11 protein-coding genes are annotated in these 11950 nt (G+C 73.4%); 4 read left to right on the forward strand and 7 right to left on the reverse strand.

The window, feature by feature from the left end:
* The first annotated feature begins 166 nt into the window (after positions 1 to 166).
* Complete coding sequence (locus ACZ6PY_RS24540) at positions 167 to 1408, forward strand: low temperature requirement protein A (RefSeq protein WP_466075425.1); 1242 nt, start codon at positions 167 to 169, stop codon at positions 1406 to 1408.
* A 75-nt stretch (positions 1409 to 1483) separates the two neighbouring features.
* Here ACZ6PY_RS24540 and ACZ6PY_RS24545 read toward each other — a convergent pair whose 3' ends face one another.
* Positions 1484 to 2041, reverse strand: a complete 558-nt coding sequence (locus ACZ6PY_RS24545; RefSeq protein WP_466075428.1) for a hypothetical protein — start codon at positions 2039 to 2041, stop codon at positions 1484 to 1486.
* Between the two features lie 157 nt (positions 2042 to 2198).
* On the opposite strand from ACZ6PY_RS24545, the gene ACZ6PY_RS24550 reads away from it, so the two are divergent.
* Positions 2199 to 2795, forward strand: a complete 597-nt coding sequence (locus tag ACZ6PY_RS24550) for a TetR/AcrR family transcriptional regulator (RefSeq protein ID WP_466075432.1) — start codon at positions 2199 to 2201, stop codon at positions 2793 to 2795.
* Positions 2796 to 2931: 136 nt separating this feature from the next.
* On the opposite strand, the gene aspS is transcribed toward ACZ6PY_RS24550, so the two are convergent.
* Positions 2932 to 4752, reverse strand: a complete 1821-nt coding sequence (gene aspS / locus ACZ6PY_RS24555) for an aspartate--tRNA ligase (protein WP_466075435.1) — start codon at positions 4750 to 4752, stop codon at positions 2932 to 2934.
* Positions 4753 to 4889: 137 nt separating this feature from the next.
* Here aspS and ACZ6PY_RS24560 point away from each other — a divergent pair, with 137 nt between their 5' ends.
* Complete coding sequence (locus tag ACZ6PY_RS24560; RefSeq protein ID WP_466075438.1) at positions 4890 to 5603, forward strand: DUF998 domain-containing protein; 714 nt, start codon at positions 4890 to 4892, stop codon at positions 5601 to 5603.
* Here the strand turns inward: ACZ6PY_RS24560 and ACZ6PY_RS24565 are convergent.
* From ACZ6PY_RS24565 to ACZ6PY_RS24575, 3 genes are all read right to left on the reverse strand, one after another.
* Positions 5572 to 7176, reverse strand: a complete 1605-nt coding sequence (locus tag ACZ6PY_RS24565) for an MFS transporter (protein WP_466075441.1) — start codon at positions 7174 to 7176, stop codon at positions 5572 to 5574. The two genes, ACZ6PY_RS24560 and ACZ6PY_RS24565, sit on opposite strands and share 32 nt — an antisense overlap.
* 97 nt (positions 7177 to 7273) lie before the next feature.
* Entirely contained in the window at positions 7274 to 8323 is a 1050-nt protein-coding gene (locus tag ACZ6PY_RS24570; protein WP_466075444.1) for a S1 family peptidase, read from the reverse strand.
* A gap of 208 nt (positions 8324 to 8531) precedes the next feature.
* Complete coding sequence (locus ACZ6PY_RS24575; RefSeq protein ID WP_466075448.1) at positions 8532 to 9005, reverse strand: winged helix-turn-helix transcriptional regulator; 474 nt, start codon at positions 9003 to 9005, stop codon at positions 8532 to 8534.
* A gap of 56 nt (positions 9006 to 9061) precedes the next feature.
* Between ACZ6PY_RS24575 and ACZ6PY_RS24580 the strand changes: the two genes are divergently transcribed.
* The gene (locus tag ACZ6PY_RS24580) at positions 9062 to 9571 is read left to right on the forward strand and encodes a PaaI family thioesterase (protein WP_466075451.1); all 510 of its coding nucleotides are present in this window, start codon (positions 9062 to 9064) and stop codon (positions 9569 to 9571) included.
* Between the two features lie 18 nt (positions 9572 to 9589).
* Here the strand turns inward: ACZ6PY_RS24580 and ACZ6PY_RS24585 are convergent, their stop codons facing one another.
* Both ACZ6PY_RS24585 and hisS read right to left on the reverse strand, forming a co-directional pair.
* On the reverse strand, positions 9590 to 10525 hold the full coding sequence (locus tag ACZ6PY_RS24585; RefSeq protein WP_466075455.1) for an acyl-ACP desaturase: 936 nt from the start codon (positions 10523 to 10525) through the stop codon (positions 9590 to 9592).
* Positions 10526 to 10576: 51 nt separating this feature from the next.
* Positions 10577 to 11917, reverse strand: coding sequence for a histidine--tRNA ligase (gene hisS, locus ACZ6PY_RS24590; protein ID WP_466075458.1), 1341 nt, complete (start codon positions 11915 to 11917; stop codon positions 10577 to 10579).
* Positions 11918 to 11950 lie beyond the last annotated feature (33 nt).

Genomic DNA, 11950 nt, shown 5'->3' on the forward strand with positions numbered 1-11950 from the left:
CGTCCTCCAGACGTCGAAAGGCCCGCGCCATCATGACGCGGGCCCTGCGTCGAGTCAGGATCAGGTCGGGCCACGGGGCGCGCAGCGGGTGAGGCGGACGCCGTCAAGGCCGACGCGACGGCTCCGGCGGCTGGCTCGTTGGTGCGACGAGGGGACGGAGGCGACGATGGCGGCGGGACGAGGGGCCGGCCTGCTGCGCCCTCCCACGAGTTCGGGTCGTGCGACGTTCCTGGAGCTCTTCTTCGACCTGGCCTTCGTCGTGGCCCTCACCCGGGTCACGCAACGGTTCGTCGACCTGAGCGATGACACCGGCTGGGCTCTCGTCGCGGGGCTCGGCCGCACAGTACTGCTCTTCCTGGCGCTCTGGCTGATCTGGTCCCACACCGTCTGGATCACCAGTCGCTACGAACCAGAGCGGTCGATCATCCAGGCCGTCGTGATCGGCACCATGTTCGCCGGCCTGATCATGGCGGTGACGCTGCCACGCGCCATGGAGGAGCGAGCGCTGCCGTTCGCGGCCGCGTACCTGGCGGTGATGGTGGTGCGGCCGCTGGTGGTCGCCGCCGCGCTGCGTGGCCACCCGCGACGTCTGGTGCCGTTCCGGCTTGCCGCATGGGCCGCGGCGAGCGCGCCGCTCTGGCTGGCCGGCGCGTTGGGCCCGGACGCACTCCGCCTGCCGCTGTGGGCCGCCGCCCTCGCTGTCGACTACCTCGCCTGGGCCCTGGGCTGGCCGGTGCCGCGGCTCGGCGCCTCGGCGGTGCACCGCTGGCGGATCGCGGGGACGCATCTCGCCGACCGTCACCAGCAGATGTTCCTCGTCGCACTCGGAGAGACGATCCTGGTCATCAGCATGGTTTTCGGCGGCACGGCCTACTCCTCGGTCCGGGCTGCGGCCTTCGGGGTCGCGTTCGCCACCAGCGCGCTGCTCTGGCGGATCTACTTCCACCGCGCCGGCCTGCTGCTGCCCGAGGCGTTGGGCCGGGCGGGAATGCCCGGCCGGCTGGGCACGGTGTCGGGGCGGGCGCACCTGCTGATCGTGCTCGGTGTGCTCGTCACCGCGGTCGGCTACGAGTTGGTGATCGATCATCCGTTCGGGCCGCCGCGGCGCGGCCTGATCCTGTTCGTGGTCGGCGGCCCGGTGCTCTTTCTCGTCGCCCGTACGCTGCTGGAATACGAGATCTTCGGCCGGGTCTCCGGGTCCCGGGTGATCGGCTTGGTGGCCCTGCTGCTGTTCACGCCCGCGGTGGCCCGCTGGGCACCGATGGCCGGGCTGGGCGTGGTGGCCGGAGTGCTGGCCCTGGTCGCGTTACTCGACGCGCTGCTGAGCCGGGGACGGCCGTTGGAGCCTTCGGCCCAGTCGGTCGCGCGGGAGGAGTCGGCATCCGCCGATCGCGACTCCGAGGCGTGACCCTACGCCACCTCGGCATCGCGGTCGGCCGCCGTACGCCTCCAGGAGACGCAGCCACATCTGGTGGTCGCCAGGTCAGCTCGCTTTCGCGGCGCGGCCGAGGCGGACGGCCGAGATGAGGAAGAAGACCGCGCCGGGGATGGCGTAGCCGATCGCGTTGGTCAGCGCCGGGTTGTCCGCCGAGGCGGCCACGACGAACGACCCGCCGGCGAGCACGGAGAGGCCGCCACTGATGATCATCGGCCACTGGCCGCCCATGCTGCGGCGGGTCACGCCCACGATCAGCTGCACGAGCCCGGCCACGATCGCCCAGGCACCCCAGACGCGCAGCATCGCCGAGATGCCGGACGTGCCGGCGACGGCCAGGCCGATCGCGGCGAGCAGGCTGACCGCGATGTTCACGTACAGCAGGGTGGGCGATCCGGTGGCGCACGACGCGCGGGCGTCGACGACGGCGGCGGCCACGTCGAACAGCGGGTAGATCACGAAGAGCGTGACGGGGAGAGGGCTGAGGTCTCCGGCGAGCGCGAACGCCACGCCGGCCCAGACGATGGCGAAGGCGAAGCGGACGAAGTACAGCCGCCGCAGGGCGGACGCCGTGGTCGGGATGCCGGGGGCGGCAACGATGGTCATGGTCATCCTTCCGGTGGTTCCTGAGGGGGACCGCGACCGGGCGGGGCACGCGGCTGGAACCTCCCTCTGAGCAGAACGAACGTTCTGTCTCGTCGTAAGGTAACGACAGCACTCCACCCCGTCAAGACCGAACGTTCTGTTCGCTAGGCTGGGGCCCATGGCACGTAGCGACTCCGGCGTCCGGCCGTCCGAGGCGCGGCAGCGCCTCCTCACCACCGCGACCAGGATCTTCTACGGGGAGGGAATCCACTCGGTCGGCGTGGATCGGATCATCGCCGAGGCGAAGGTGACCCGGGCCACGTTCTATCGGCACTTCCCGGGCAAGGAGGATCTCGTCCTCGCCTATCTGCGGGCGGCCGATCACGCCATCCGTGACCAGGTGGACGCAGCCTCCGCCGCCGCCCTGCCGGCACCCGACGCCCTCCGGGCCATCGCGGAGTCGATCGCCCGCGACATCCAGTCCGCCGGCTTCCGCGGCTGCGCCTTCCTGAACGCCGTGGCGGAGTATCCCGACCCCGACCATCCCGTGCACCAGGCCGTCCTCGCGCATCGGCAGTGGTTCCTCGAAACGATCACCACCCTGCTGGCGAGCATCGAGGACACCGAGGCCGAGTCCGGCGCGCGGCACTTCGTCATGCTCCGCGACGGCGCCATGGCAGCCGGGTGCCTGTTCGACCCGGCGCTGATCTCCGAGACCTTTCTCCGCGGCGTCGAGGGACTCATCCGGACCCATGCCGCACGCCGGCCGTCCTGAGTCCGCCGCACCGAGGAACGCCTGAAAGGCAACCACCGTCCCAACCACCCCTCGCCCGCGTCGATCATGAGGACAGCCGCGGGACGCGCCGGAGCGGCCCCGGCCATCCTCATGATCGACGGCGAGGAGCGGGGGATCAGGTCGGGTCGGCCACCGGGGCGGCCGGGCCGGCGGTGCCGGCGTGCGGGCCGGTCGGCGCCTTCGGCTTGGCGTCGATCCCGGCCTCCGCGCGCTGCTGGCCGGTGATCGGCGTCGGCGCACCGGTCAGCGGATCGAAGCCGCCGCGGGTCTTCGGGAAGGCGATGACCTCGCGGATCGAGTCCGCGCCGGCCAGCAGCATGCAGACCCGGTCCCAGCCAAAGGCGATGCCGCCGTGCGGCGGGGCGCCGTACTTGAACGCCTCCAGCAGGAAGCCGAACTTGTCCTGCGCCTCCTCGGCGGTGATGCCGAGCAGGTCGAACACCCGCTGCTGCACGTCGCCGCGGTGGATACGGATCGAGCCGCCGCCGATCTCGTTGCCGTTGCACACGATGTCGTACGCGTAGGCCAGCGCCCGGTCCGGCGCCTCCTCGAACCGGTCGACCCACTCGGCGTTCGGCGACGTGAACGGGTGGTGCACGGCCGTCCAGCCGCCCGCCCCGCCGTTCTCGTCCGAGGTCCGTTCGAACATCGGCGCGTCGACCACCCAGCAGAACGCCCAGGCGCTCTCGTCGACCAGCTTGGCCCGCTTGGCGATCTCGATCCGGGCGGCACCGAGCAGCTCCTGCGCCTCCCGGGCGTCGGTGCCGGCGGCGAAGAAGACGGCGTCGCCCGGCTTCGCGCCGACCGCGTCGGCCAGGCCGGCCAGGTGCGCCTCGGAGAGGTTCTTGGCCACCGGGCCGCGCGCCTCGCCGGTCTCCGCGTCGAGCACCACGTACGCGAGGCCCCGCGCGCCGCGCGCCTTGGCCCAGTCCTGCCAGCCGTCCAGCTCCTTGCGGGTCTGGCTCGCGCCGCCCGGCATGACGACGGCGCCCACGTAGCCGCCCGCGTCGATCGCGCCGGCGAAGACCCGGAACTCGGTGCCGCGCAGGTAGTCGGTCAGCTCGGTCAGCTCGACGCCGTAGCGCAGGTCCGGCTTGTCCGAGCCGTACCGGGACATGGCGTCGTGCCAGGTGATCCGCGGGATCGGGCGGGGGATCTCGTAGCCGGCCAGGTCGGACCAGAGCTTCGCCACGATCGCCTCGCCCAGGTCGATCACGTCGTCCTCGGTGACGAACGACATCTCGATGTCGAGCTGGGTGAACTCCGGCTGCCGGTCGGCCCGGAAGTCCTCGTCCCGGTAGCAGCGGGCGATCTGGTAGTAGCGCTCCATGCCGCCGACCATGAGCAGCTGCTTGAACAGCTGCGGCGACTGCGGCAGCGCGTACCAGCTGCCCGGCTGGAGGCGGACCGGGACCAGGAAGTCGCGGGCGCCCTCCGGGGTGGAGCGGGTCAGCGTCGGGGTCTCGATCTCCAGGAAGTCCCGCTCGTGCAGCACCGAGCGGGCCAGCTGGTTGGCCCGCGAGCGCAGCCGCATGGCCTTCGCCGGGCCGCCGCGGCGCAGGTCGAGGTAGCGGTACTTGAGCCGGATGTCGTCGCCGGCCTCGATCTGGTCGTCGACCGGAAGGGGCAGCGGCGCGGCCTCGGAGAGCACCTCCAGCGCGGTGGCGGTCACCTCGACCTCGCCGGTCGGCAGGTCGGGGTTCTCGTTGCCCTCGGGGCGGCGGGTCACCTCGCCGGTCACCTTCACGCAGAATTCGTTGCGCAGCGCGTGCGCGTCCTCCTCGCGGAAGACCACCTGCACGACGCCGGAGGCGTCGCGCAGGTCGACGAAGATGACACCGCCGTGGTCGCGCCGGCGGGCCACCCAGCCGGCGAGCGTCACCGTCGAGCCGGCGTCCGCCGCGCGCAGGCTTCCGGCGTTGTGGGTACGGATCACGGCTTGCGTCTCCTCATCTGGTCCACGTCTGCTCCCCGCATTCTGTCAGGGCGGGCGGCCCGGCTCCCGGGCACCCGGCAGGCCGGGCCCGCGCCGAACCCCGGACCGGGGCCGGGCCGGGCGGTTACCGTGGCCGGGTGCGTGCCGTACCGAGCTGGGCCGTGGCCACGGCGGCGGCCGCGCCCGTCCTGCTGGTGGCGGGCTGGACGGTGGCCGGCGCCCGGCAGCCGGCCGGCTACGACCCGGTGCGGGACACGATCAGCGAGCTGGCCGGCGAGGGCGCGACCGACTCGTGGCTCATGGCGGGCTGCCTGGCGCTGCTGGGCTGCTGCTACCTGGGCACCGCGCTGATCCTGCACGCGGCCGGGTTGCCCAGCCGATTCCTGCTCGCGCTCGGCGGGACGGCCACCATCGCGCTTGTCGCCTTTCCCCGGCCGCAGGTCGGCGGGTCGCCGGCACACGGGACGGTGGCCACGATCGCGGTGCTCGCCCTGTCGCTCTGGCCGGCCGGGTCGGCGCTGCGGCTGCCCCGGGCCGTCCGGAGCGGCGTGGCCGCGGCGCCCGCCGGCACGCCGCCGTGGGCGTTCCGCCGGCCGGTGGCGCTGGCCGCAACCGCGCTGCTGCTGGTCCTCTTCGGCTGGTTCGTCGTCGAGGTGACCGGCGGGTCGCGGACCGGGCTGGCCGAGCGGGTGGCCGCGCTGGCCGTCGCGCTCTGGCCGCTGGCCGCGGTCCTGTCCGCCCGCCGGGCGCACCGCCGCTTCCTCGCGCGGTCACCGGAACCACCGGCGGCGGACCCGGCCCGGCCGGACGGGCCGCCGGTCAGTCCGGGTCGGCCGGGAGCAGGTGGTTGACCCGTACGTCGCCCTCGGCCAGCGCGCGGGCGCGCTCCTCGACCGCCCGGTCCGCCCCGGTGAGCCGGCCGCCGTGCTGCCGCAGGTGCTCCTCCCAGGACGGCACCTGATAGACCTCGACGAAGCCGTGCGTCCGCTCCCCGGCCCGGAACAGCCCCCAGCGCATCGCCCCGGTCCGCCGCCGGGACCGGCCGACCACCCGCATCGCCTCCACGAACTCGGCCTGCCGCTCCGGGTGGACCGTGTAGGAGACGGTGACCAGCACCGGGCCGCCGCGCGGCTGCGGCTCCAGGGCCAGGTTCGGCTCGGGCCAGTAGATCGCCGGGTCGCGGTCCACGCCGCGGGTCTCCCGCAACGGCCAGAGCAGCACGCTGAGCGCGCCGAGCGCCATCACCACGGCGGCCGCCGTGAGCGCCCCGACCAGGCCGGCGACCTCGCCGAGCCCGCCCCAGGCGACCGCGCCGAGCGCCTGCCCGCCGGCGAAGAACATCTGGTAGACGGACAGGCCGCGGGCGCGTACCCAGCCGGGGAGGAACAGCTGCATGGCGGCGTTGACGCTGGACAGCACGGTCATCCAGGCCAGCCCGGCGGGCACCAGCGCGGCCACCGCCACGATCGGCTCCGGCACCAGCGCGAGCACCAGCAGCACCCCGGCGTAGAGCAGGCCGGCGAGGAGCAGCAGCCGGTTGCTGGAGAGCACCCGACGGACCCGGGGCAGGACCAGGGCGCCGGCCACCGCGCCGACGCCAAGCGCGCCGAGCAGCACCCCGTACCCGCCGGCGCCCAGGCCGAGCCTGCGGGTGGCGACCAGCGGCAGCAGCGCCCACAGCGCGCTGCCCGGCACCACGAACAGGGCGGCCCGGAGCAGGATCCGGCGCACCACCGGGGAGTGCCGGACGTACCGGCCGCCGGCCCGCAGCGCCGCGGTGAACCGTTCCGGCACCGGCTCGGTCTCCGGCCGGTCCGGACGCCAGCGCAGCAGCGCCAGGGCGAAGATCGCGAACGAGACGGCGTTGACCGCGAAGACCACCGCGACGCCGGCCCGGGCCACCAGCACGCCGGCCACCGCGGGCCCGACCGAGCGGGCCAGGTTGACGCTGATCGAGCCGAGCGCCGAGGCGGAGACGAGTTGCGCGCGGGGCACCAGTTCGGGGATCACCGCCTGCCAGGCGGGCAGGGTGAGCGCCTGCCCGACGCCGAGGCCGAAGGTGAGGGTGAGCAGTAGGGCCGGCGGCATCCGGTGGGCCGCGGTCAGCGCCGTGAGCAGGACGCCGACCGCGGCCAGGAAGCACTGCACGGCGATCAGCAGTCGCCGCCTGTCGAACGTGTCGGCGAGGGCGCCGGCCGGCAGGGCCAGCAGCAGCACCGGCAGCATGCTGGCGGTCTGCACCAGGGAGACCAGGGTCGGCGCGTTGGGCTGGTCGACCAGCAGCCACTGGGCGCCGACGGTCTGCATCCAGGTGCCGACGTTGCTGGCCAGGACCGCCAGCCAGAGGCTGCGGAACGCGGCGTTCCGCAGCGGCGCCCAGGCGGACGCCGCCGGCGCGGGCGGGGCGGTCACGGGGGTGCTCACCGGGCGGAACGTACCCCGCCCGGCGGCGCTCAGTCCGGTGATCCACGAACGCGGACGGGCCGCCGGTCGTGCCGGCGGCCCGTTCGCGTGCGGTCGGTCAGAAGACGCTGACGCCGTAGCGGCTCAGCACCTCGGTGACCGGCTGGAAGTAGGTGGTGCCGCCGGAGGAGCAGTTGCCGCTGCCACCGGAGGTGAGGCCCAGCGCGGTGCTGCCGGCGAAGAGCGAGCCGCCACTGTCGCCGCCCTCGGCGCAGACGGTGGTGCGGATCAGGCCGGAGACGCTGCCCTCGGCGTAGTTGACCGTGGCGTTCAGGGCGGTCACCGAGCCGCTGCGCACGCCGGTGGTGCTGCCGGAGCGCCGGACCGACTGGCCGACGTAGGCGTTGCCGGCCGTGGTGATGTCCTGGTAGGTGCCGTTGTAGAGGTACACGTTGCCGGCCGCGTTGGCCGAGTTGCTGTGCCGCACGATGCCGTAGTCGTTGCCCGGGAAGCTGGTGCCGGTACGGGTGCCCAGCACGGCGGTCTGGCCGGAGTTCGAGTACCAGGTCGAACCCAGGTTGGTGCAGTGACCGGCGGTCAGGAAGTAGTAGGTCGAGCCGCTGCGCACGTTGAAGCCCAGCGAGCAGCGGTAGCCACCGGTGTAGATGGCCTGGCCGCCGGAGATCCGGGTGCTGAGCACGCCGGCCTCGGCCTCGATCCGGACCGCGCCACCGGTGCGGGCGGCGGCGGCCTTGACCCGCTCCAGCTTGGCGCCGGTGACGGTGCTGTCCACGGAGACGACGACCTGGTTGGTGGCCGGGTCGGTCCACCATGCGGTGCCCGGGATCTTGGCGGACCGCTCCAGCTCGTTGGTGGCCGCCGCGAGCTTGTCGGCGCCCCGGGTGACGAGCTTCGGGGTGGCGCCCGCGGCGCGGACCTGGCGGGCGGCCGCGGCGTCGGTCACCGCGACGACCATGGTGCCGCTGCTGTCGGCGTACGCGCCGGCGGCGCGGTCACCGAGCTTCGCGGCGAGGGCGGCGGCGGCGTCGGGCGAGGCGGGCGAGGCGGGGGCCGCCTGGGCGGGTGCGCCGAGCAGCGATCCGGTGACCAGGGTGCCGGCCACCGCGACGGCAACGGCGCGGCGGAGCGTGGACCTCGTGGGTCGCATGTAACAACCTCCGGATGGGGGTGACGGGCACTGTCATGTGGACGTGCCCGGGGACAACCCGGTCGACCTGGGGAAACGGCCGGGCGAACCAAGTATTCACATATTTAAGATCGTAAGCAAGACGTGGCTTTGCCCGAATTCGCGGGGCCGTGCGATGTAACCGCGAAGCAACATCACCGACATCGGCTGTCAGAGCCGGCCGGCCCCCTCAGGCGCGGCGGCGGGCGCCCGGGCCGGGTTGCGGCAGGACGTCGCGCGGGTCGGTCACGTCGTGCCCCTCGGCGCACCGCAGCGCCACCCGCACCTCGGCGCCGCAGTCGCGGTGGGTCACCGCCAGCGGCGAACCCTCCGGGTCGGCGAGGTAGCGGTCGCCCCAGCCGAGCACCGCCACCAGCACCGGCCAGAGGTCGAGCCCCTTGCCGGTGAGCCGGTACTCGTGCCGCAGCCGGCTGCCCGGCTCCCGGTACGGCTCCCGGCGCAGCACGCCCTGCTCGACAAGCATGGCGAGCCGGTTGGTGAGCACCTGCCGGGGGACGCCGGTGCGCACCCGCATGTCGTCGAAGCGGCGTACGCCGGTGAAGACCTCCCGGAGCACGACAAGGGTCCAGCGCTCGCCGAGGATCTCCATGGCGCGGGCGATCGTGCAGTTCTCGACCGACCAGTCCAGTGCCGCGGGTCTCATGCCGACCAGGCTAGGTCTGATTGACAGACTCAGCAACGCGCTGCGAGGCTGGGTCCATGACACAGACGCAGGAGCGCAGCCGCACCTTCACCTGGTCCGACCCGGTCGCCGGGGCCGCGCACATCGGCCGGCGCGGCGGCCTGGAGCTGCTGCGCGCCATGATCGCCGGGGAGCTCGCCGCGCCGCCGGTCATGCACCTCATCGACATGTCCCGGATGGAGGCGGACGAGGGCCGCGTCGCGGTCGAGCTGGTGCCGCAGGAGTTCCACTACAACCCGCTGGGCACCGTGCACGGCGGCGTCCTCTCCACACTGCTGGACACCGCCGCGGCGTGCGCGGTGCACACCACACTGCCGGCCGGCGTCGGCTACACCTCGCTGGACCTGAACGTGAAGTTCCTCCGCCCGGTCACGGTCGCCAGCGGCACCCTGCGCTGCGAGGGCACCGTGCTCCAGCGGGGCCGCCGCACCGCCCTGGCCGAGGCGCGGCTGACCGACGCGCGCGATCGGTTGGTCGCGCACGCCACGTCGAGCTGCCTGATCTTCCCCCTCGACCAGCCCGCCTGAACGCGCCGGAACGCCGCCTCAGCGGGCCGCGGCGAGGCGGGCGGCGCGGGCCGCGCGCTTCTCCTCGAACCGGGACGCCTGGGTCTCCAGGGTCTCCAGCTGTGCGGCGATCTGCTCGCGGGCGGCCTCGCCGTCGGCGTCCAGCCCGGTCACCTCGAAGAGGTTCCACTGGCGCAGCACCGGGACCACCACCTCGTCCCGGTGCTGCCGCAGGTCGTAGATGCCGGCCAGGGCGATCGCCACCGACTTGCGGGCGAAGCCGTCGATGCCCACGCCGGGCATCTGGAACTCGGCCAGCACGTCCGCCACGGCCCGCATGGCCTGGTTCGGGGCCAGCTCGAAGGCGGCGCCGAGCAGGTTGCGGTAGAAGACCATGTGCAGGTTCTCGTCGGCGGCCACGCGGGCCAGCAGCGCCTCGCAGGCCGGGTCGCCGGTCGCCCGCCCGGTGTTGCGGTGCGAGATCCGGGTGGCCAGCTCCTGGAACGAGACGTACGCCAGCGAGTGCAGCACCTCGTCGTCGTGGGTGTTCACGTAGCCCGCCGACATGTGCGTCATCCGGGCCCGCTCCAGGGCCACCGGGTCGACCGCCCGGGTCACCGTCAGGTAGTCGCGGATCGCCGTGCCGTGCCGCCCCTCCTCGGCGGTCCACCGGTGCACCCAGGTCCCCCACGCGCCGTCCCGCCCGAACAGGGTCGCGATCTCGTGGTGGTACGACGGCAGGTTGTCCTCGGTGAGCAGGTTGACGATCAGCGCGGTCCGGGCCACGTCGGGGATGGTCGAGTCGCCCTCGGTCCAGGGCTCGCCGCCGAGCGGGCCGTCGAAGGTCCGCCCCTCGCTCCACGGCACGTACTCGTGCGGGAACCACTCCTTGGCCAGCGACAGGTGCCGGTCGAGGTTCTTCTCGACCACGGGTTCGAGTTCGAGGAGCAGAGCGGTCTGGCTGAGCACGGTCACGGCGATCTCCTTACGGTGGCGTAACTTACGCCACCGTAGGTCCAATCGTCGTCAGGCGCCAGCCGTGACCGGTCCGACCAGCGGCTTCAGGTCGGCCCGGGGCGGCGTCCACTCCCCCGCCGCGGCGGCCACCTGCTCGCCCGAGCGGATGTCCTTCACCTCGTCGCCCTCGGCTCCCGGGAACCAGACGTACGGGATGCCGCGCCGCTCGGCGTACCGGATCTGCTTGCCGAACTTGGCCGCGCTCGGCGACACCTCGGTCGGGATGCCCCGCGAGCGCAGCGCCTCGGCCACCCGGTTGCTGGCCGCCCGCTCCTCCTCGGCGGTCACGGCGACCAGCACGCAGGTCGGCACGTCCCTGGAGACCGACAGCGCGCCGGCGCCGAAGAGCAGGCCGAGCAGCCGGGTCACCCCGATCGAGATGCCCACGCCGGGGAAACGGACGTTTCCGGAGCTGGCCAGGTTGTCGTACCGGCCACCGGAGCAGACCGAGCCGAACCGCTCGTAGCCGACCATCTGCGTCTCGTAGACGGTGCCGGTGTAGTAGTCGAGGCCGCGGGCGATCCGCAGGTCGGCGACGCAGAGGCCGGGCGAGTGCGCGGCGGCGGTCTCCACGACCGCGACAAGCTCGGCGATGCCCTCGTCTAGCAGCGGGTCGGTCACCCCGAGGGCGCGCACCGCGTCGGCGAACGAGGCGTCCGGCGCGGAGATCTCGGCCAGCGCCAGGCATGCCTTGGCCTGCGCCTCGCTCGCCCCGGCGGTCTCCGCCAGCAGCTCGGCGACCTTCGCCGGGCCGATCTTGTCGAGCTTGTCGACCGCGCGCAGCGCCGCCTCCGGGTCGGTCAGCCCGACGCCCCGGTAGAAGCCCTCGCAGATCTTGCGGTTGTTGACCTGGATCCGCACCGGCGGGATCGGCAGCGAGCGCAGCGCGTCGCCGATGACGAGGGGCATCTCCGCCTCGTAGTGGGCCGGCAGGGTGTCCCGGTCGACGATGTCGATGTCGGCCTGGAGGAATTCCCGGTAGCGGCCCTCCTGCGGGCGCTCGCCCCGCCACACCTTCTGGATCTGGTAACGGCGGAACGGGAACTGGAGCTTGCCGGCGTTCTCCAGCACGTACCGGGCGAACGGCACGGTCAGGTCGAAGTGCAGGCCGAGCGCGTCGTCACCGGCCGGGCCGTCGGTGTCGGCCTGCAGCCGGCGCAGCACGTAGACCTCCTTCGAGGTCTCCCCCTTGCGCAGCAGCTGGTCGAGGGGCTCGACCGAGCGCGTCTCCAGCGGCGCGAAGCCGTACAGCTCGAAGGTGGCGCGGATCCGGTCGAGCACGAACTGCTCGATCATCCGCTGGGCGGGCGTCCACTCCGGGAAACCGGAGATGGGCGTGGGCTTGCTCATCGCGTACTCCTTGGGCGCCGCGCGGGACCGCGC

The organism is Micromonospora sp. NPDC048907 (assembly GCF_055586885.1).